General features: G+C 44.3%; 21 protein-coding genes. 6 read left to right on the top strand and 15 right to left on the bottom strand.

All coding sequences use genetic code 11. From position 1 onward, the window contains the following. Positions 1–17 precede the first annotated feature (17 nt). Genes D2U88_RS18935 through D2U88_RS18925 form a run of 3 tightly spaced genes read right to left on the bottom strand, consistent with a single transcriptional unit; the run spans position 18 to position 3,241 of the window. Positions 18–971 (bottom strand): AAA family ATPase, encoded by a 954-nt coding sequence (locus D2U88_RS18935; protein ID WP_119642102.1) that lies wholly within the window; start codon positions 969–971, stop codon positions 18–20. 4 nt (positions 972–975) lie between these two features. Beyond that, positions 976–2,409: a peptidylprolyl isomerase gene (locus D2U88_RS18930; RefSeq protein ID WP_235855832.1), complete on the bottom strand. Its 1,434-nt coding sequence runs from the start codon at positions 2,407–2,409 to the stop codon at positions 976–978. Then, a complete protein-coding gene (locus D2U88_RS18925; protein ID WP_182859221.1) occupies positions 2,369–3,241 on the bottom strand; it encodes a peptidyl-prolyl cis-trans isomerase in 873 nt (290 codons plus the stop codon). The genes D2U88_RS18930 and D2U88_RS18925 overlap by 41 nt, the downstream gene beginning before the upstream one ends. Positions 3,242–3,359: 118 nt before the next feature. On the opposite strand from D2U88_RS18925, the gene D2U88_RS18920 reads away from it, so the two are divergent. From D2U88_RS18920 to D2U88_RS18910, 3 genes are read left to right on the top strand one after another with little or no spacing between them, the layout of a single operon-like run. Beyond that, positions 3,360–3,815 carry an SRPBCC family protein gene (locus tag D2U88_RS18920; protein ID WP_119642100.1) on the top strand — a complete coding sequence of 152 codons (456 nt, stop codon included), beginning with the start codon at positions 3,360–3,362 and terminating at the stop codon, positions 3,813–3,815. A gap of 2 nt (positions 3,816–3,817) precedes the next feature. Continuing rightward, complete coding sequence (locus D2U88_RS18915; protein ID WP_119642099.1) at positions 3,818–4,075, top strand: hypothetical protein; 258 nt, start codon at positions 3,818–3,820, stop codon at positions 4,073–4,075. A 9-nt stretch (positions 4,076–4,084) separates the two neighbouring features. Next, positions 4,085–5,218 (top strand): serine hydrolase, encoded by a 1,134-nt coding sequence (locus tag D2U88_RS18910; RefSeq protein WP_119642266.1) that lies wholly within the window; start codon positions 4,085–4,087, stop codon positions 5,216–5,218. Between the two features lie 116 nt (positions 5,219–5,334). Here D2U88_RS18910 and D2U88_RS18905 read toward each other — a convergent pair whose 3' ends face one another. Both D2U88_RS18905 and D2U88_RS18900 read right to left on the bottom strand, forming a co-directional pair. Then, positions 5,335–6,951, bottom strand: coding sequence for a Gfo/Idh/MocA family protein (locus tag D2U88_RS18905; RefSeq protein ID WP_119642098.1), 1,617 nt, complete (start codon positions 6,949–6,951; stop codon positions 5,335–5,337). Continuing rightward, entirely contained in the window at positions 6,948–7,430 is a 483-nt protein-coding gene (locus D2U88_RS18900; RefSeq protein ID WP_119642097.1) for a DoxX family protein, read from the bottom strand. The genes D2U88_RS18905 and D2U88_RS18900 overlap by 4 nt, the downstream gene beginning before the upstream one ends. A 345-nt stretch (positions 7,431–7,775) precedes the next feature. Here D2U88_RS18900 and D2U88_RS18895 point away from each other — a divergent pair, with 345 nt between their 5' ends. Beyond that, positions 7,776–10,364: a cyclic nucleotide-binding domain-containing protein gene (locus tag D2U88_RS18895; protein WP_235855831.1), complete on the top strand. Its 2,589-nt coding sequence runs from the start codon at positions 7,776–7,778 to the stop codon at positions 10,362–10,364. On the opposite strand, the gene rimO is transcribed toward D2U88_RS18895, so the two are convergent. Beyond that, the gene (gene rimO, locus D2U88_RS18890) at positions 10,361–11,662 is read right to left on the bottom strand and encodes a 30S ribosomal protein S12 methylthiotransferase RimO (protein WP_119642095.1); all 1,302 of its coding nucleotides are present in this window, start codon (positions 11,660–11,662) and stop codon (positions 10,361–10,363) included. The genes D2U88_RS18895 and rimO overlap by 4 nt on opposite strands. A gap of 126 nt (positions 11,663–11,788) precedes the next feature. Between rimO and D2U88_RS18885 the strand changes: the two genes are divergently transcribed. Beyond that, entirely contained in the window at positions 11,789–12,889 is a 1,101-nt protein-coding gene (locus tag D2U88_RS18885) for a serine hydrolase domain-containing protein (RefSeq protein WP_119642264.1), read from the top strand. Here the strand turns inward: D2U88_RS18885 and D2U88_RS18880 are convergent. Continuing rightward, positions 12,886–14,547, bottom strand: coding sequence for an amidase family protein (locus tag D2U88_RS18880; protein ID WP_119642094.1), 1,662 nt, complete (start codon positions 14,545–14,547; stop codon positions 12,886–12,888). The genes D2U88_RS18885 and D2U88_RS18880 overlap by 4 nt on opposite strands. Before the next feature lie 3 nt (positions 14,548–14,550). Further along, complete coding sequence (ftsY, locus tag D2U88_RS18875; RefSeq protein WP_119642093.1) at positions 14,551–15,507, bottom strand: signal recognition particle-docking protein FtsY; 957 nt, start codon at positions 15,505–15,507, stop codon at positions 14,551–14,553. 225 nt (positions 15,508–15,732) lie between these two features. Between ftsY and D2U88_RS18865 the strand changes: the two genes are divergently transcribed. Continuing rightward, positions 15,733–17,616, top strand: a complete 1,884-nt coding sequence (locus D2U88_RS18865; protein ID WP_119642091.1) for a hypothetical protein — start codon at positions 15,733–15,735, stop codon at positions 17,614–17,616. 78 nt (positions 17,617–17,694) lie between these two features. On the opposite strand, the gene D2U88_RS18860 is transcribed toward D2U88_RS18865, so the two are convergent. From D2U88_RS18860 to D2U88_RS18830, 7 genes are all read right to left on the bottom strand, one after another. Next, the gene (locus tag D2U88_RS18860; RefSeq protein WP_119642090.1) at positions 17,695–17,847 is read right to left on the bottom strand and encodes a DUF4295 domain-containing protein; all 153 of its coding nucleotides are present in this window, start codon (positions 17,845–17,847) and stop codon (positions 17,695–17,697) included. Between the two features lie 40 nt (positions 17,848–17,887). Continuing rightward, positions 17,888–18,070, bottom strand: coding sequence for a 50S ribosomal protein L33 (rpmG, locus tag D2U88_RS18855; RefSeq protein ID WP_031444791.1), 183 nt, complete (start codon positions 18,068–18,070; stop codon positions 17,888–17,890). Between the two features lie 28 nt (positions 18,071–18,098). Beyond that, positions 18,099–18,326, bottom strand: a complete 228-nt coding sequence (gene rpmB / locus D2U88_RS18850) for a 50S ribosomal protein L28 (RefSeq protein ID WP_119642089.1) — start codon at positions 18,324–18,326, stop codon at positions 18,099–18,101. A 73-nt stretch (positions 18,327–18,399) separates the two neighbouring features. Then, complete coding sequence (locus D2U88_RS18845) at positions 18,400–19,647, bottom strand: competence/damage-inducible protein A (RefSeq protein WP_119642088.1); 1,248 nt, start codon at positions 19,645–19,647, stop codon at positions 18,400–18,402. Beyond that, on the bottom strand, positions 19,648–19,986 hold the full coding sequence (locus D2U88_RS18840; protein WP_119642087.1) for an Hpt domain-containing protein: 339 nt from the start codon (positions 19,984–19,986) through the stop codon (positions 19,648–19,650). Further along, positions 19,986–20,597, bottom strand: a complete 612-nt coding sequence (locus tag D2U88_RS18835) for a fumarylacetoacetate hydrolase family protein (protein WP_119642086.1) — start codon at positions 20,595–20,597, stop codon at positions 19,986–19,988. Before D2U88_RS18835 ends, D2U88_RS18840 begins: the two co-directional genes overlap by 1 nt. Before the next feature lie 25 nt (positions 20,598–20,622). Further along, complete coding sequence (locus D2U88_RS18830; RefSeq protein WP_119642085.1) at positions 20,623–21,396, bottom strand: 3'-5' exonuclease; 774 nt, start codon at positions 21,394–21,396, stop codon at positions 20,623–20,625. Positions 21,397–21,414 lie beyond the last annotated feature (18 nt).

Below are 21,414 nucleotides of genomic sequence, written 5' to 3'. Positions count from 1 at the left end.
TATCTATGATTTGATATTTATAACAATTCGGAGATAATTCTTTCCTCTGAGACGCCCTCTGCCTCAGCTTTGTAGTTTTTCAGGATCCTGTGTCGCAAAATTCCCAAGGATACCGCTTTCACGTCCTCGATATCCGGGGAGAACTTGCCATGGATCGCTGCATGGGCCTTTGCGGCCAAAACCAGGTTCTGTGAAGCTCTGGGCCCTGCTCCCCAATCTACATAGTTATTGACAAAATCCAAGGAACCTTCCATACCGGGCCTTGTCCTGTTCACCAATCTTACCGCATAATCGATTACGTTGTCCGGTACGGGAATCCTCCTGATCAGATGCTGGATCTCAATGATCTCATCGGCATTGAAAAGGGTATTGATCTTCACCTCTTCATCGGTGGTGGTCGATTTTACGACCTGTACCTCCTCTTCTATGGAGGGATATGTCAATTCGATGGCGAACATAAAACGATCCAACTGTGCCTCTGGCAAGGGGTAGGTACCCTCTTGTTCAATGGGATTTTGTGTGGCCAACACGAAATAAGGTCTGTTGAGCTTATACTGCTTTCCTGCTATGGTCACCGCTCTTTCTTGCATGGCTTCCAAGAGTGCAGCTTGGGTTTTGGGAGGTGTTCGGTTGATCTCATCCGCCAAGATGATATTCCCAAAAACAGGCCCCATGATAAACTTAAAGTTTCTGTTCTGGTCCAACACCTCGCTACCCAAAATATCACTGGGCATCAAATCCGGGGTAAACTGTATGCGTTTAAAATCAAGTCCAAGCGTTTGTGCGATAGTATTGACCATCAATGTTTTGGCCAAACCCGGAACACCTATCAAAAGGGAGTGGCCTCCCGTATAGATCGATAATAGAATTTGTTCGATCACCTTTTCCTGGCCCACTATGACCTTGGCAATCTCTTTTTTAAGTTCTTGGTGCTTTTTTACCAGGTTTTCTACCGCAGTTACGTCAGACATTGGCTTACTCCTTTACCCAGTTGTTTGCAAAATCGCAGTCCCTATTATCAACATTTACATGGATATACGTATCCTCAATATGCTCGTCCATCCACTTTTTGATGGCCTTAAACTGTTTTTCCCTTAGGGCCAGCTCCTGAATCTTTAAATAATCCTTGGCGAAATCTGCCTTGTGCTCATCGTAACGGTTGGAAATCTTCATGATCTTGAACTTGGGAGGGCCTCCCCTTGGGTCATCTTCCCTAATGGGTTTGGAAATCTCTCCATCCTTAATGTTCCTAACTTGGTTGTACAGAGTCGGGTCCATTTTGGTCAGCTCGAACCGGGAATCAAAGTTGATCGGGTTTCGCAATAGACCTCCATCGAACTTGGTTTCCTTTTCATCAGAAAAATTGAGGGCTGCTTCGGCAAAGGTATACTTACCATCCAATATTTGTTGACGGATGGTGTCCAACTCTTTCACTGCCTCGTCTATGGCACTCTGGGGAACCTCGGGAATCATTAGAATGTGTCTCAAATCAATTTCCTGACCCCTAATTTTTTCAACATAGATGATATGATAACCAAACTGTGTTTCAAAAGGCTCCGAAATTTCACCTTCCCGAAGACTGAAGGCCACATCTTTGAACTCTTTTACAAATGGGGTTTGCTTGGTCATACTATAGAACCCCCCATTGGCCCTGGACTCATCATCACGGGTATACAGAATAGCCTTTACCTTAAAACTGGCACCATTTTCTTCCACGTCTTGTTTGATGGCCTTCAACTGTTGGATCACTTTCTGTTTTTCCTCCTCGGGAGCCTTGGGCTGCTTCACAATCTGGGCAATTTCCAATTCGGCGCCAAAAACGGGACGGTCCTCTTCTGGAATATTATAGAAAAATTGACGGACCTCTTCCGGGGTCACCTCAATTTCCTCAACAATCTTACTTTGCATCTTTTCGGACAGCATGCGTAGTTTGTTGATTTCAAAAAGTTCGGTACGGAAGCTTTCCACATCTGGCTTTTTGTAAAACTTCAACAGTTTTTCCATGGACCCTAGCTGTGACACAAATTGTTGAATCTGTCGATCACTTTGGGCATTCACCATATCGTCCGAAACCAACAAACTATCCTGAATGGCCTGGTGGGCGTACAATCTGTCTTCCATCAATTTGCCCAGAAGCCCGCATCGTGTAATATTTTCCATTGAAGCCCCTTGTGTTTTTAGGTCAATCAAGGTCTTGTCAATATCTGATTCCAAGATCACATAATCCCCGATTACGGCAGCAATACCATCTAACTTTACTTTGGTGGTAGAACTTGTAGTATCCTTAACACCCAACGCCTCATCCGTATCCTGTGCCTTGGCAGTGAAAGCCGATAGGAAAACAAAGGCCAATAGCCCCTTCATCATTTTACTCATAAACCTCAAATTCTTTCTTCTTGATTGCTTCATCTATAATTTCGGTTTCCAACTTTTTCACATAGTTCAAACGCCTACGGTTCAGGATCAATTGCCTGATATCCGGTTCCACATACTCAAAAGGTGCTGTATCATTGACCTCCAATACGTTGGTGACCATGCCCAAATATACCTCTATGGAATCTTGTAGCTCAAAAAATTGTGATTTTTTTAAGTAGTTGCCCTCATTTCCGGCGGTAAGGGGTGGTATTTCCTCCACAACCCTGGTGGAACTCACCCAAATGGAGTCGTTAAAGTGAATTTTTTTGAACTGTACCGCAATGGAATCCAAGTATTGTTTGTCGGCATCCTTCCAACTCCGGATTTTGGCCTTTACGCCATCCTTGTCCAAAAACTGTGCGGGCATGCCCACAAAACGGAGTTGTACCAACTTTTCGTTAAGCTTGAAGTTTTCCTTTTCCCGTTCATAGTAATCCTCAAGTTGCGCCCTGGTCACGGAAGTATCATTGGCCTGCAACACCAAGGCTTCAATATAGGCTCGGGTATATAGATCGGCCCTGTAATCGGATACCAAACGGTCAAACTCTGCCAACTTTTCCTCTGGCAGGTTGATCTTCGATTTGGACAGCAACAATTGTTTGGAGGCCCAATTGTTTATATAATTGGTCACGAACAAAGCACTGTCCTGGGGAGTCATGTCATCCCTGATCAATGAAGCTATATCGTCTTTGTACAGGTACGTATCCCCCACCCTTGCCAACGGTTCCCGTTCTACTTCTTTATTAAAAAGGCCTTCACAGGAAGAAACCAACAGTGCACCAACAGTGCAAAAGAGGAAAAGGCTATTTTTTTGGAGCTTAAGCATTTCGCAAAAATAACAATTACAAAATCCCTTACAAGTAAGTGGCATTCCGATTAACAGATTTTTAGTAGAGCCCATCCACCAAGAAAGAATTTGTTACATTAGTGCAAAACCAAACCAAATGAAGTACACAACCGAAATCCTGATAGATCTCCCTAGGGACGAATTCATCAAAAAACTGGAAGACCCGGAGAACATGAAGCATTGGCAAAAGGGACTTGTAAGTTATGAGCAACTTTCCAAAAACCCAGGGCAGGAAGGGGCACAAATGGGCCTCAAGTATAAAATGGGCAATAGGGAAATGGACTTGATCGAAACCATCATCAAAAAAAACCTACCCGAAGAGATGCATGCCACCTATGATGCCAAAGGAGTACACAACCTACAAAAAAACTATTACAGGGACGAGGATGGCAAGACCCGTTGGGTTACGGAATCTGATTTTCAGTTCTCAGGTTTTGGGATGAAGTTGATGGGTTTTTTGATGCCCGGGGCTTTTAAAAAACAGACGTTGATTTATATGCAGGATTTTAAGAAATTTGCCGAAGAAGGAATTTCCGCAACCGATTCACAATAACCATGGAGAAAATTTTGGACCGTAAGATTAAGATCATTTGGGACTTTAGGGGTCCCAATGCAGCACGTACTGCCGAGCATTACCTAAAACATCTTGAGGAATTTGTGGTTGTGGAGGAACTCAAGTTCGACCTCTCAGGGGTTGAACATTTTGGCCCTACCCACAGCATCGCCTTTTTGGTCGTTGCCGAATTTGAACTGAAAGAGGTCAAGGATATTCTAAAACCGCACAGGGGCCAAGTATATACCGGAGACCTTTAATCTATGCCCATGTGGACCAGGATTGCACTAACCGCGGCGACACTTTTAACGATGTCCTGCAAGGAGGTAAGTAATGAAAATCCTCTGGAACATGCCCTTGCCTCTGAAAACCCATTGATCAGGAACGTGATGGACCATTTGAAGGAACATGAGGTCCAGATTCGTTACACCCAAATTGACAGACGGAACGACAGCATTGTCTTTACTGATTTTGATTTTCAGGTTGATGCGGAAAATTATTTCTATCCTGCCAGTACGGCCAAATTTCCTGCAGCGGTGGCCACTTTGGAAAAACTCAATGAAATTGATTCCCTTGACCTGAACACACGATTTTATGTGGAGGGAGATTCCGTGGAGACTACTTTTGCCAAATGCATTTCCGAGATTTTTGCCGTTTCTGACAATGCTGCCAATAACCGATTGGTGGAATTTTTAGGGCAGGATGACCTGAATCGGCGCATGCTCAGAAGAGGGGTCGCGCCCATCCGGATTGCCCATAGACTCTCGGCGCCAAATGCCGATGACGTGACCACGAAACCATTGGTCATCTATCTGAACGACTCTACAACAGCGGTAACGGAATCTATCATAAACACTCCCGCAAAGCCTTTACAACTGAAGTACATTAAAAAAGGTAGAGCCTTTTATGCCGAGGATTCCCTGCAAATGGCGCCTTTTGACTTTTCCCTCAAAAACTATTATCCCATACAGGCACAATCAGCTTTGCTGAAGCGAACCATATTTCCTGAGGCTTTCCCAAAAGAGGAGCGGTTCAATTTGAATCAAACACAGCGTGATTTTTTGTTGGAGGCCATGCATACCCTGCCACCGCAATTAGGATATGATCCAGAGGAATTTTACGATAGCTATGTGAAGTTCTTCATGTTCGGGGACAGTACCGACCCAATGCCCGATCATATCAAAATCTACAACAAAGTGGGCTATGCCTATGGTACCCTTACGGATTGTGCTTACATACAAGACACCCAAAACCAAGTGGATTTTATGATCGTTGCCACCATTTTGGTAAACAGCGATGGTATTTTTAATGATGATGCCTATGAATATGATGAAGTGGGCATCCCTTTTCTAGCCCAACTGGGAAGGGAATTATATCAATACGAACTACAGCGAAAAAGGTAGCCACTACCAAATCAAAAAATAATAGGATGAAAAATGGGACATTGCCCTAAGGAGCCGAATTCCTTGGAGGCAACATCCCACTTTCCGGATTAGAAAAACGTAAAAATCTATAAACCTCAACCAACCATCTCGGGTTTCACATCCCAAGTACCGTTGGCCAGTAATACTTCATCAAAATCAATACCTTCAATGGGCTTCAACATTTCAGTATTGGGATCCCATTCAATTTTTCGGCCTAATTTCCATGATAGACCTGCCATATGGGCGGAGATAGCTTCCTCGAACCCTTCATTGATACCGCAGCTCACTTTTCCGCCGTTCTTGATCACGCTCAACCACTCCCGCATGTGCAAGAAAGTGGAATCCACACGGACCCCATCGATATAGGTCCACATAAGGCCTTTGTCCGCAAAATATTGGGAAGTGGCCGAAGAAATGGCATCGGGCACATTGGCTGCTGGATTGTATTGATAAATAGGCACTCCAGGGTTCATTTTTCCGGCTTCGATCATTTCAGCATAGCGGGTAGAAGCCCCATCGGGCCAAATGGTCAATTTATTGCCCAGTTCCATGGTAGCATCGTGCCCCATCAAAATGGTCGGTCTATTGAAACCATTACCCAAGGTAGCACTATAACAGAAGGTCATCCCCTTTTCTTTGCCTTTGGCTTGACTGCTTCCTGTACTGTAATCAGGAAATTCCATGTTCACCTGGATCACATCGGGAACGTTCCTGCCATCATTGTGGGTATAGATACCACCTGAAGCACTCACCGAAGAGGGAATGCCCATATTGAGCACACAGTTCAGACGATCGTAGTCATGGGTCAACAAATCCCCAGAAAGTCCTGATCCATAGGCCCACCATTTTCTCCATCTGAAAAAATGGTTTTTATTGAACGGTACATTTGGTGCCGAACCCAAAAATTGTTCCCAATCTATGGTTTCAGGACTTGCTTTTTCATGGATGTCGTAGTTCCATGCCCCGTTATCATCATTCCTGTTGGTATTGGTCTGAATGAGCGAAACATGGCCCAACGTACCTTTTTCAACAATATCCCTGGCCGTACTAAAGCTCAAGGTTTGTCTATGTTGATGCCCCACTGCCAACACCGCTTTGGAGTTTTTGGCGGCATCCCGTAAAAGATAGGTCTCCCCTACGGTATGTGTCATGGGTTTTTCAACATACACATGTACGTTGTGGTTCAGTGCCTCTATGGATATGGGAGCGTGCCAGTGATCGGGTGTAGCAATCACCACCGCGTCCACGTCACCGCTTCCTATCATATCTTTATAAGTGATGTATCTCTTTATCGGATTTTCCGGAGTTGAAAAGGAGTCGATAAAATTATCTGCCCTCACATCAAACACATCACAGATACCCACCAATTTCACGTTGAGCTTTTCTTGGCCCATAAAATCTTCAAGGGCATGATTGTTGGCATCTTCCTGTGCTGCCAAGCGCATTTGTTCCTTCCAATTTTCGGTGGCAAAACCCAAAGCCCTACAAAGTTGCTCCCCCCGGATACCGAATCCAATGATCCCGACCCGAACAGGCTCTCCGCCAATACCGGGTACGGCGGGTGGCAATGATGGAGTAATGTTGAGCTGTTCCAAGATTTCGGAACGTTTTCTTCTGGACCCTACGGTGTTTGCTGCTCCGGCCCACCATACCGCTCCAAGTATGGGGAGTCCTCCCAATCCGATCAAAAGGTCTCTTCTAGTCCATTTCATTGCTCTTGCATTTTAGTTAGTCTGTTTTTCCGTAGGTATTCCAACCCAAAATATTGGCCGGTTGGCAATTGGTAAATCACCAAACAGGCCACTAGTTCTATCAGATTCTTGTTCACGAACCAATAGCTGCCTTCCACATTCAACTGGGTAAGTCCGGGAAATGGCGGGTGGGCAAAAAAGTAGAGGGCCAAAAGCCCCATGCCTACAAAAGCTCCTACCCTTTCAAAAATTCCTAGAATGAAGGTGATTCCCACCACCATAAGGGCAACGATGTTCAAGGTGTCTACCCAGCCGATCGTGGCATCGCCCACCAGCGCGGTAAAGAACCATTTAAAAGGGCCCTGCGCGGTTGCCAGATACCCGAAAGATGTCCATTCGGGATTGTACATTTTCACGACGCCCTCAAATAAAAAATGCCACCCTATCAGTATTCGGAGTAGCGTGACACTCACTTTCAATTTATTTTGATTTAGGTCCATATTTTTGGTTTAGTAATTTTTCCGTGCTTTCAAGTCAGTTTTTGCAATAGATTGATATCCATTGCTCTAAAGGTTCCCTAAAAGTACCTATGTAATTAGATAATTAACATGATCGTTATCAGGTTTTGAGACTCTCCAAAAGGGTAAAAAATAAAATACACCGATTTTTCACCCTCAAATACCATGTTATTAAATTAAGGATTTTATAAGATGCTCCTTCAATTTTTAGGATACCATCAGTGAGCACCCCCTATATTTCTAATTTGGTTTTTATTTCCAAATCCTTTTCCCATGTGCTTTTTTTTGATGATGTTCATGTCACCAACCCATACTTGAGACAGGCCAGTGAGGCATTTGAATGCGGACATTAAACAATTAATAAGCCAGTTCCCCGAAGGAACCCTTCAGTCCTACCCCAAAGACCACATCATCTGTAACATCCATACCAAAGTCAAAACTTTTAGATGGTTGGTTCAGGGTACTTTTGATTACTTTACTTCCCTGACAAATCCCGAAGACGAAGTCTTGGTCTGCCAAATTTCTGAGCCTATGAGTACGTTGGGCCTTAACGGGTTGAGCGAGCGTAAACGCTATACGTACAAAATTGTGGTCGCATCGGACCAAGCTACTTTTTTTGAAGTCCCGATCGGGGTCATGTTACCTCACCTGAGGAACGACACCGAAAATGCATTGCTCAAAAAAATCTGCGGCTCCTTATACCATCAATTGAGACAGGCGCTCTTGAAACAGACCGATCTTTTACAGGCAGCCCAAAATAGACCTTTGCGTAAGGACAGGGAATTCTTTGTAAGTCCCGATGCCGAGAGATCGGAAGTGGTTTCCCTTATGCGGCGTTCCCCTTTTTTGGATCATTTTGATGAAAAGCAACTCTCCCAAATGGCATCACTCGCCGAACGGCGCGAGTATGAACCGGATGAAGTGCTCTATATTCAGGACAGGCCCACAAACGGCATTTTTATCTTGATCCATGGAGAAGTGGCCATCAAAAGATTGGAGGGAAGCATTGAAATCCAGCAGCGGGCCATCAGCAACCCTGGTTTCATTTTTGGCTGGTCGTGCACCATGGGCGAAAAGGATATCTGTTCCGCACTGACCACTCAAAAGTCCTCGGTGTATTTCATCCACCAAAAGGATCTTTTGGATCTTTTATCCTGTGATGTCAAATTTGCACGCCGTTTCTTTATGCGATTGCTTTGGTTAATGGGCAACCAAATCAATGCAGCTTTTGTTAGATATGTGGGGTTATTGGGCAAGCACAACCTTCAGGCTGTGTACCAACTCATTGAAAACAACAAATCGAGATTGGCCCTTTCCTCCCCCTTGCACCAAGTGGTCCATCTCTTAGGCAATACCAATACCAAACAATTGGCCTATGATGCCTTGGCCCATTTGGTTGGAAACGGCTCTCATTTGGAACGGCACATTGCCTCCTTGAGCCTGGAATTATTACAGGAAGATATGCAGGAGTTGAAATTTGCCAAGGGACTTCAACATATTTATGAAACCGTTGCGGAACAGGAAGATGAAGAATCCGAAAACGTACGAAAGGCATGTGCGCAAGCGACCAAACAGGCTTTCGACCATGTGGAATACCATATTGAAGGCCAGGAAAACCTACCCGAGAAAAGTGGCTGCATCTTTATCTACAACCACCTGTACAACCATTCGTACTATACCCTGAACAATAAGTTCCAAATCACCTTGGATTCGCATTTTATCAGTTCAAAAATTTTGGACGATAGGTATCAGGACCCAGGTATCCGTACGGTTCGAATTGGCCGTGGTCAGGAATATGGCCACCAGAATTATTACAACAAACTGGGTTACATCAATGTGTACACCAAGGAATCGGAAGTCGTGGATGGCAATAGTAAAAAGGAAACACGAAGCATTTTTTACAAGACCGCTTCGAAATATCTACGGGAAGGACATAATCTTGTCATCAGTCCAGAAGGTACCTCCTATTCTACGGAAGAATCCCCTGGACCTTTCAAAATGGGGGTTTTTAAGTTGGCCATGGCTGCAGAACCAGAACCCTATATTGTTCCTTTGGTATTGGCCAATTTTGACAGGAGGATTCCAGATGGACTTTTTTATTGCAAGATTTTACCTCCTTTCAAACTGAGTGAAAGATTGCCCACAAACGATCCTGAAAGCTTGTCCTCATTTGTAAAATCCTACCAGGAGACCTATAAAACCTATGTACAGGAAGCACGGGAAAGAGCGGATGAGCTTTTAATGGCACCTGTATCGAAACTAATGGAGGAGCCTCCCGAAATTTGGAAAAACGAAATCCGTAGGTTGAAACGAAGGGTGGCCAATGTGGAAAATGGGAAGGACCTTACTATTTTCTATGGCAGCTCGTCGGTAAGGCTATGGGTAAGTATGAAAAAGGACCTCGCTCCCTTCAATGTGCTCAATTTAGGCTTTGGCGGTTCTACCTATGCTTGGTGTATCCATTATTTTGATGAAATCTTCGAAGACGCGCACCCCAGCAAAATTGTGCTCTATGCTGGTGAAAATGATTTGGCCCAAGGAAAAACTCCGCAAGAGGTACTCAACGATTGCAATAAGTTGGTTCAAATGATCCTAAATAAATATCCAGAGGTACAATTGGCGTTCATCAGCCTAAAACCAAGTATTGAGCGTGAGGCCATGATTCCTCAGATCATCGAGACCAATCTGATGCTTTCCAAATACGTCATCGGGGAACTCAACGCCCAGTTCATCAACGTGTTCGGGCAAATGATCAGTGTGGACAATCGGCCAAAGCCTGAGCTGTACATGTCAGATGGTCTGCATTTGAACAAAAAGGGTTATGCACTTTGGAGCAGCGTGATCAAAAATGCGCTTATGACTTCCGACATCCCTGTGGAGGAAGAGCAGCACATTGACCTTATGCAAGATCGTTAAGCTGGCTCTCCGTACAAATCATAATCCGATGCCTCATAAATCTTGATAGCGGTAAAGTCACCTATTTTCACATAATGCTTGGTTGCATCGATCAAGACTTCATTGTCCACATCGGGGGAATCAAATTCCGTACGACCCACAAAATAATTCCCTTCCTTTCTATCGATGATACAACGGAACGTCTTCCCAATTTTTTCTTGGTTCAATTCCCATGAGATTTGGGATTGTATCTCCATAATTTGGTTGGCGCGATCCTGCTTCACTTCTTCGGGCACATCATCCGTCAAAGTATAGGCATGCGTATTCTCTTCATGGCTATACGTAAAACAGCCCAAACGTTCAAAACGCATATCGGTTACCCATTGCTTCAAGGTCTGAAAATCCTCCTCCGTTTCCCCAGGATATCCCACAATCAAGGTGGTACGGATGGCCATACCCGGTACCGCAGCCCTAAAGTCCTGCAATAACTTTGTGGTCTTGGCCTGGGTAGTTCCTCTACGCATACTTTTCAAAATAGCATCAGAAATATGCTGTAACGGGATATCGATATAATTACAGATTTTTGGCTCCCTTCGCATCACCTCCAAAACATCCATCGGGAACCCTGTTGGGAAGGCATAATGTAAACGAATCCATTCAATGCCATCCACTTTTACCAAAGCCTCGAGCAACTCGGCCAAATTTCGTTTTTTATACAGATCCAATCCATAATAGGTAAGGTCCTGTGCAATCAAAATGAGTTCCTTGACCCCTTTGGCAGCCAACTTCTCCGCTTCGGCGACCAAATCCTCAATCGGGGTGCTCTTATGCTTTCCCCGCATGATCGGAATGGCGCAAAAAGAACAAGGCCTATCACAACCTTCTGCAATTTTAAGGTAAGCATAGTTTTTGGGGGTGGTCGTCAAGCGTTCCCCAATCAATTCGTGCTTATAGTCAGCTCCCAATGCCTTCAACAAATTAGGAAGGTCACTGGTACCGAAATATTCATCCACATTTGGGATTTCCTTCTGTAAATCTGGTTTGTATCGCTCACTCAAACAGCCGGTCACAAAAACCTTGTCCACCAACCCATCTTCTTTCTTTTGAACGTACTCCAAAATGGTATTCACACTTTCTTCCTTGGCATTGGCGATGAATCCGCAGGTATTGATCACTACCACATTGCCTTCCTCCTCATGGACCACTTCTTTGTTGTTGGCACGCAGTTGGCCCATCAGTACTTCAGAATCGTAGACATTCTTGCTACAGCCCAAGGTTACCACATTGATTTTGTTCTTTTTAAGCGATTTTGTGCGCATAGTTGCTATAAATGGAGTGCAAAAATACAACAACACAGCGCATTACATCGATTTGCCTGCATATTTTTCCTGTTTTGGCGTTAAACCCATGGGACAAAAATGAGTCCAATACAAAATTGTAATGCCATGAAACAACTGGTCGCCCTATCGCTGCTTTTCTTCCTTTTTATAACTGGATGTTCCTCTGGGGATGACCCAAAGGATGGCGGGGATGGCACTCCCGACCCAGAAACCTCTGAGCTATATTTTCCTCCAACGGGTTCTTCTTCATGGGAAACCGTTTCACCCACGGATTTGAGTTGGAACACGGATGCCGAGCAACCTCTTTATGATTTTCTGGAAGAAAAGGGCACCGATGGATTCATCATCTTAAAAGATGGGAAAATTGTGGTGGAATGGTATTTTGGTGGTTTCACCGCAGATGATAGTCATTCCTGGAACTCCGCAGGTAAAACCTTGACGGCCATGACGGTCGGTATCGCCCAAGAGGAAGGTTTTTTATCCATTGAAGATTCCTCTATGGACTATTTGGGTGAAGGTTGGTCCATGCTCTCCCCAGAACAAGAAGCCAATATCACCATACGCCACCACTTGACCATGACCACAGGCTTGGATTATACTGTGGACGATCCCTTTTGCTACGACAAAGAATGTCTATTGTATAAAAATGAACCGGGTACGTTTTGGTATTATCACAACGCGGCCTATACCTTACTGGACCAAATCGTGACCAACGCCACAGGCCTGGATTTTAAACAGTATTCCTATCAAAAGATACGGGACAAAATAGGCATGCAGGGCACCTGGATCAAAGTCAATTACAACAATCTTTTTTTCAGCAACACCAGAAGTATGGCACGTTATGGATTGCTATGCCTCAATGAAGGAATATGGGACGGCACTGAAATTCTTTCGGACAAGTCTTATTTTACTGCGATGACGAACACTTCTCAAAACCTGAACCAATCTTATGGTTATTTATGGTGGCTCAATGGAAAGGGTAACTTTAAGGTTCCAGGCAATGAAGCTACCTTCAGTGGTGAGTTGATGGCCGAAGCTCCAAGCGATCTCATTTCGGGATTAGGGGCCTTTGACCAAAAATTGTACGTGGTGCCCAGTCAAAATCTGGTCATCGTACGATTAGGGGATGATGCCGGGGAAAGCCAATTGGGACCTTCCAGTTTTGATAATTTGCTTTGGGAAAAGTTGAGTGCGTATATCAATTAATCTTTAAACGCTTCCGGAATTTTACGGGCATGGGTGAGGTCTTCATAAGCCTTACCGATTCGTAACAGTTGGGCTTCCGTGAAAGGTTTACCAATAAACGTCAGGTTTTCAGGTTCGCCACTTATCTTATATCCCATGGGAATCGTCAACGCTGGATACTCCGCCACAGCGGCATATCCTGCATGATAGTTGTTGATGCTCAACACGGCGTCTAGGTTTTTATCCTCCATAATCTTGAAGAACGACCTTCCGGCAGCCATCAAATCAGTCTTGATCTTTTCAAATTCATCTTGTGTGGTGGAATCTGCCAAAATACCATCAAAACGGGCCTGCCCGTAGGGAATCCTGACCACCGAATCTTGACTGTTAAATTTGACCACATCCTCCACTGTTTCCAACTTTACGGCATCCTTGTTTTTCACCTCGGCATCAAGATAGGCCTTCAAGTCCTTTTTCATATCGAGGTTCAACAAGGTCGTAAAATTATCCAGCTGTACATTTTCAGGTTCAAATTCGATAAGTTGGGCACCGGCTGCCTTCAATTTTTGAACCGCCAAGGCGTAAATGGAATCCCTTTCAATCAAATTCTTCATCACACCAAGCCTAACCTCTTTTAATGGTTCCGGATGCATCCAGGCAGATAGGATACCGGGCTCGGATTCCACCGACTTCGCATCCTTGGGGTCTTTGCCCAACATGGCATCCAACAAAATGGCATTATCCGTTACATTTTTGGTCATGGGGCCAGGAGTATCCAAAGTACTGGAAATTGGAACGATTCCGGTTCTGCTCAACAAACCAATGGTTGGTTTCAACCCAACCACGGAACTTTGTCCTGATGGGGAAAGAATCGAACCAGAGGTTTCGGTACCCACTGCACCAACCGCATAATTGGCCGCTGTAGATGTACCACTACCTGCACTGGAACCTCCTGTATCAAAAACCCGACGTCCATAGGCGTTCAACGTTTGGCCACCCACGGCACTCTGGCCATTAGGGCATACATCACAGATAAAATTGGCCCACTCGCTCAGGTTTACCTTACCCAAGATCAAGGCTCCCTTGGCTTTCAAACGGTTTACAATAAAGGCATCATCGGTCTGGTTGTCTTTCAAGGCCACGGCACCGGCTGTGGTATGCATTTCAGATGTTCCGATGTTGTCCTTCAACAAAATGGGCATACCATAGATTAAATGGTGCCCCTCGCTGTTGGCATCCAGTTTGCGTGCCTCCTCCAACACATTCGGATTCAAGGCAATCACCGTATTTAGGGTGGTGTTGTTCGGAAGTTCATATTTGTAAATTCGATGAAGGTAGAAGAGTACCAAATCCTCATAGCTGAAATCACCGTTTTTGATATGTTGTTGAAGCGTTGGGATGTCCTGTTCCAATACCATGGGTTTCATCTTTTCATATTGCTCTTCGGAAAATTTGGAAACCTCATTATATAAGGGAAGAAATACTTCGTTCTTGTCAAGCACCTTACTCTGGATGAATTTGTACCGCATCCGCGCACTTTCATTCTCCTGACTCTCCGCCACTTCGGATGAATCATTATACGGGGTCCAAAGGACCACCTCTTTTTGGGGTTCAGTATTTTTTTGCTTGCAGGACGAAAGTCCAACGATAAATAGACAGACTAAAAGGTATTTGTACATAACCTATATTTTGAAAAATGAGTCAACAAACTCGTATTTGTTGAATACTTGAAGATCTTCAATGCCCTCACCCACACCGATATATTTCACCGGAATCTGGAACTGGTCGGAAATACCGATGACCACCCCCCCCTTTGCCGTACCGTCCAATTTGGTCACCGCCAAACTGGTCACTTCCGTGGCCTTGGTAAATTGTTTGGCCTGTTCAAAAGCATTCTGTCCCGTGGAGCCATCCAAAACCAAAAGCACTTCGTGGGGAGCATCGGGCACCACTTTTTGCATGACGCGTTTCACCTTGGAAAGTTCGTTCATCAAATTGACCTTGTTGTGCAAACGACCAGCGGTATCCACCAAAACTACATCAGCCCCTTCGGCAACGGCAGAATTCAAGGTATCAAAGGCAACCGAAGCAGGGTCACTGCCCATTTTTTGTTTGATGATGGGCACATCTACCCGTTTGGCCCAAACTTCCAATTGGTCAATGGCCGCAGCACGAAAGGTATCCGCAGCGCCTAAAACCACTTTGTATCCTTTGTTCTTAAATTGATGGGCCAACTTGCCAATGGTCGTGGTCTTCCCCACACCATTGACACCTACCACCATGATCACATAGGGTTTCTTATCCTTGGGCACGGAAATCTCGGTTTCTTCACCGATGTTGGTCTCGGAAAGGAGCCCGGCAATCTCTTCGCGCAGAATGGTATTCAACTCATCAGTTCCCATGTATTTGTCTTTGGAAACGCGTTCCTCGATACGCTCAATAATCTTTAAGGTGGTGTTCACCCCAACATCCGAGGTGACCAACACCTCTTCCAAATTGTCCAGCACCTCATCATCTACTTTGGATTTTCCGGCAACAGCCTTGCCCAACTTGCCAAAGAAACTGGTCTTGGATTTTTCCAGTCCCTTGTCCAAAGTCTCTTTTTTGTCTTTTGAAAATATATTTTTGAATAGGCTCATCTTGTGTTCTTAGTTGAATGTCAAATATAGGAAAGTAAGGGGAGTTTTGTTAAATCAAATTACCGAGGAGACCCATTATGACATCCGGCCCATTTTTCCCATATTTATCTTACAAACTTCGGTCAGACAAGGTTTTACCGATGAAATGCACGGCTACACAACAAAATTTTTAGGAGGCCGGGAGCCTTTCTTACTTTTAACTTGGCTTAGTTTACATCAATTCCAATGAAAAATCTTTTACATAGGTTCATCTTAGTATTTGTGATGATGCTATGCATTACGATCAAGGCCCAGGAAACCTATTCTGATTCCTTTAGCTCCGTATCCTATTCCAACAACAACGGAACCCAAAATTGGTCAGGTAGTTGGGTAGAGTCCAATGACAACAATTCAGCCTCCAACGGATACATCAGAATAACAGGAGGACAACTGTATTTCTACTACATCTGGACGGAAAACCTTAGGAGAACTGCCGACCTTAGCAGTTACACCTCCGCGAGCCTCTCTTTTGATTGGCAAACTTCCAGTCTCGAATCCGGTGAAACCCTAGCCATCCAGATTTCTAGCAATGGTTCTTCATTTACAACCTTGGACACTTTTTCTGGAAGTCAAACCGGTACCTTCAATCAAGATATTTCAGCCTACATGTCAAGTAATACCACCATTCGTTTTATAAAAGGTGGAGGAAATTGGTCAGACAGTAGCGACCGTGTATATATAGATAACGTGACCATTACGGCAACATCAGTTCCTTTAATCGATACCGACGGCGACGGCATATACGACACTGTAGACCTGGATGATGATAATGATGGGATAACGGATGAAGAGGAATATTGTACCTCCATCAATGCTTCATTTTTAACTTCGGCAGATGTAGGACAAAGATCGGTGGTGGCGAACCATACGGATACCGGTTATTTGCGATTGGATTTTTCTTCCATGGACAACTCCTTTCAATTGGATATCAATGGAACTACGGTACACCCCTCCGTTCTGGAATTTGAAAGCGGGGCGCTTGATGCCGGAGATGAATATTTTGTTTTTCAATCCGATGGGGCTTTTATCAACTCCCCGTGGACCGCAAATTCCAATGGCTTACCGAGATTAAGATTGATTGTGGATGAATCGGGACAGGCCACTTTGTACGGCACGCGCTCTACATCTTCTACTTCCTTGGAAGTGATGGAGGCCCAAGGGGGTACCCCATTCAATACGATTACCTGGATACCGGGAAGCAACAATACTTTTACCATCACCAACCAGGCGGGTCCTGGCCCCGAAGGATTTACGGGTGAGCTTTTCGCCAGTTCCGTATGCGATACCGATGGGGATGGCATCAGCAACCATCTTGACCTTGATTCGGACAACGATGGTATTATGGATATTGTTGAATCCGGGGTGCTCGATATAAGTGGTGTTTCCGACAGTAACAATGATGGTCGAATAGATGGGGCAACATCTGGCTCTGGTTCCAACGGACTCTATAATAGCATTGAGGACAATGACACAGCCTATGCCATATTATCCTATTCTATTTTGGATTCGGATTCTGATGGTAGTTACGATGCCTATGTTTTGGATTCGGACGGAGATGGATGCAATGGTGTTTTGGAAGCTGGTTTTACCGATGACAATGATGATGGCATCTTAGGACCTTTAAGTGTATCCATTGACTCCAATGGTCTTGTAACCAGTGGCGTGGATGGTTACACCGTGCCTGCAGATAATGATTCCAACACGGTTTATGATTATAGGGAAGTCGGAACGGCACCAACCATTACTTCCCAACCCGTGAATACCACTACTTGCCCTGGGTGCACTACTACCATTACAGTGGGTTCTGCCGCGGACCAATACCAATGGCAATTCTACAATACAGGTGTCTGGACCGATCTTACGGATTCAGGATTTTATTCCGGCACAGCATCCCAGACATTGACGATAACCAACCCAACGCCCAGTGAAAACAATACCCAGTTCCGTGTAGTGCTGAGCAATGATGCTTTTGTTTGTGGGTCTACGATTTCGAATACTGCCACCTTGACCTTACAGGTAAACACCGTGGTAACCAACCGGCATATCACATACAGAGTCAATAAGAACTAATACAGAATAACCACAAAATTCTGCAATAAAAAAAGCCGCTTAAAAAGCGGCTTCCTGTATCTTGAAAAGGATATTTCCTTATTTCTTGTTCAACCAGTCATTTACCATTTCAGGTGCCATTACAGATTCTACGAATGTGTATGCACCAGTTTTGGGAGACTTCACCATTTTAATGGCCTTGGTCAATCTTTTTGACGCTGTCTGAAGTGTTGCTACTGTTTTCTTTGCCATGGCTTATATTGTGTTTGCCTTTTTCTTGATGAAAAAGCGATTACTTAATTTCTTTATGAACGGTCATACGCTTGAGGATAGGGTTGAATTTTTTGATCTCCATCCTATCTGGCGTGTTCTTCTTGTTCTTGGTGGTAATGTACCTAGAAGTACCTGGCATACCAGATTCCTTGTGCTCTGTACACTCCAAAATAACCTGAATCCTATTTCCTTTCTTTGCCATTGTAATGTGCTTAAATCGCTTTTACTACTTACTTTTTGGAATCGATTTCCTTCAACACAGCAGAGATTCCTTTCTTGTTGATGATCTTCAACCCTCTGGAAGAAACGTTCAAGGTTACCCAACGATCTTCTTCTGGAACGTAAAATTTCTTTTTGGAAACATTTACGTCAAATCTCCTTTTGGTCTTATTGATAGAAAAGGAAACGTTGTTTCCAAACATCACCTTTTTTCCTGTAACTTCACAAACTTTAGACATCTCCCTAACTTTTGAGTGATTTTATTGAGGCTGCAAATTTATACCATTTTAATGGGACGTACAAAATTCTTTTTCAGAAATTTAAAATTTCTTTGTACAATAGCTCAAAAGCCTTACCAACAGACTTCTTGACCACCCTTTCCCGGTGGTTTCCCATACTGAATTGTTGGGCAAAAGTGCCCTTTGGTGAACTAATGGCGATATACACCGTACCGACATCTGCGTCTGAGTCACCTTTGGTGGGGCCTGCATTGCCTGTTGTGGCAATGGCAAAATCGGTTCCCAATAGGTTTTTTGCCCGTTCCGCCATGGCAATCGCAACCTCTTCACTAACCACGGAATGTCTGTCGATCAATTCTTTCGGCACTCCTAAAATCTTCACCTTGGTTTCCGTGGCATAGCAGACCACGCTTCCTTTAAAGTAATTGGAGGCACCTGGCACGGATGTAATCTGTTCCGCAATCTTCCCGCCGGTAAAACTCTCGGCCGTGGACAACGTCATTTGCTTTTCAATCAACAATTTACCTATCTGGACTTCTATGGCGCCATCTTCTTCCTCTCCATACATGATATCTCCGATCAATGGGTACAGTTTTTTCGCTTCCGCTTCCACCATGGCCAACAAAGCCTCTTTGTCCGGTCCTTTGGCGGAAAGCCGGAGCCTTACCCTTCCCAAATTGGGCAAATAGGCCAACTTTACTTCGGAAGGCAGGTTGTCTTCCCAATCTGCTATTTTTTCAGCAATGGCACTTTCTCCCATGCCATAGGTCATGATGGTCTTGTGTACTATGTGAGGTCGTTCATATTCTTCAATGATGGCCGGCAATACCGAAGTGGTGATGAGATTTTTCATCTCGTAGGGCACGCCCGGTAGAAAGAAATAGGAAACCTTATCCTTTTTCATCCAAAGTCCCGGAGCGGTCCCGAAGGCATTGTGGAGCACCTTGGCCTTGGTGGGTACCATGGCCTGTTGTCTGTTCAAATCGGAAATGGGTGAATTGATGTACTTTTTAAAAAGCTCCTCGATGTGGGCCATGACCTCATCATCCTTAACCAGTTCATCTTCGAAAAACCGGCACAGGGTAGGTTTGGTCACATCATCTTTGGTGGGGCCCAGTCCACCCGTAATAATAACAACAGAGGAGCGGTTTCCTGCTTCTTCCAAAGATCTTAGGATATGATCTTGATCATCCTGAACGGAAGTGATCTGGTACACCGAAACGCCAATTTTGTTCAGCTCTTTGGAAATAAAGGCGGAGTTGGAGTCCACAATCTGCCCAATGAGGATCTCATCCCCAATGGTTATGATTTCGGCTTGCATCTATAAATTGAAGTCTTTCTTTAATTCAGAAACCACCTGAAGGATATCTTTCTTCAACAAGGGAAATTTTCCCTCTATTTCCTCCATGCTGGCCACACTTTTTCCCATAGTTTCGATTTCCAAGGCCATGGCCCTTGTCTGTTCCATGCCCAGTATGTCCACATTGGGTTTTATTTTGTGCGCCAATTTGTATACACTTTCATGGTCCCTTTCATTGATGGCCTTCTCCAATCCTTCCAGATCTTCAGGTACTTCTTCCAAAAAAACCGAGATTACGGAGGTTATGAAATCATCATCTCCCTCAGCCATCTCATTTATCTTATCGAGGCTGTAAATCATTATCTTACATTAATTTCAAATAGCTTCTCATCTTCCAAGCTACCGACAAGGTAGTCATTTGGGCTTACTTTACCAACACCCGCAGGGGTACCGGTAAATATAATATCTCCTTTTTTCAACATAAAGTAAGTAGATACATGCGCTATGATCTCATCTATCTTCCAGAGCATCAAAGCTGTATTTCCATTTTGGACCTTCTCCCCGTTTTTGGATAGGGAAAAACGTAAATCATCCACACTTTTAAACTTGCTTTTGGGCACCCAGTTTCCAATCACTGCGGCGCCATCAAACCCTTTGGCCTTTTCCCAGGGCAGTCCTTTTGCCTTTAATTTGGATTGAAGGTCCCGTGCGGTAAAATCGATTCCAAGGCCAATTTCATCATAATATTTATGGGCGAATTCCTTGGCGATATGTTTTCCAACCTTTTTGATCTTCACCAAGACCTCTACCTCATAATGGACATCGTTGCTAAATTCCGGGATATAAAAATCCTGTTCTTTTGGAAGTATTGCGGAATCGGGTTTGATAAAAACCACTGGTTCCTCAGGACGCTCGTTGTTCAGTTCGTCTATGTGATCTACATAGTTACGCCCAATACAAATCAGTTTCATTCAGTTTTAGGGGAGTTATGTTGTATTATATTTTATTGTTGAGCTTGCTCAGCTTGATCTGCGTCAATACTTTTTTGGTGTACAAAGGGAAATCGGCATTCAAAATCCATCCAAAATAACCAGGTTCGGCCTCCATGACCTCATCCACGGTTCTTCCCTTATGCTTTCCAAACGAAAATATGGGCTGTTCATTTTCATCCAGACCTATAAACCCTGCAAAATCCAAGGATTGCTTCCGTGTGGTGAATTCCGACAGTTTCTTGATGTCGTTCTCCAGTTCGGGATACCTTTCCAACTGGGCCAAGAGCACTTCATAAGTGGCCATGGTATCGGCCTTGGCACTGTGGGCATCATCCAAGCTTTTATCGCAATAGAATTTATAGGCTGCTTCCAAAGTACGTTTTTCCATTTTATGGAAAATGGTCTGCACATCCACGGAAACCATGTTCTTCATATCAAAATCCACATCGGCCCGCAACATTTCCTCTACCAATAAAGGAATATCGAAACGATCTGAATTAAAACCCGCCAAATCACTATCACGAATCATCTTGTAAATTTCCTTGGACAGTTGTTTGAACGTGGGCTCGTTGGCTACCTTTTCATCAGATATGCCGTGAATGGCCTCCGATTCAGCCGGAATAGGCATTTCAGGATTTACCAACCATGTCTTGCTTTCCTTGTTCCCATTGGGAAAAATCTTCAAAATGGAAATCTCAACAATCCGATCCTTGGCCACGTTGGTGCCGGTGGTTTCCAAATCAAAAAAGCAAATGGGTTTGGTCAGTTGTAATTGCATGCGGAATTCATTGAATGA

It is taken from the genome of Flagellimonas aequoris, from assembly GCF_003584165.1.
In the GTDB taxonomy this organism is placed as follows: Bacteria; Bacteroidota; Bacteroidia; order Flavobacteriales; family Flavobacteriaceae; genus Flagellimonas; species Flagellimonas aequoris.
This window is presented reverse-complemented; position numbering and strand designations above follow the sequence as displayed.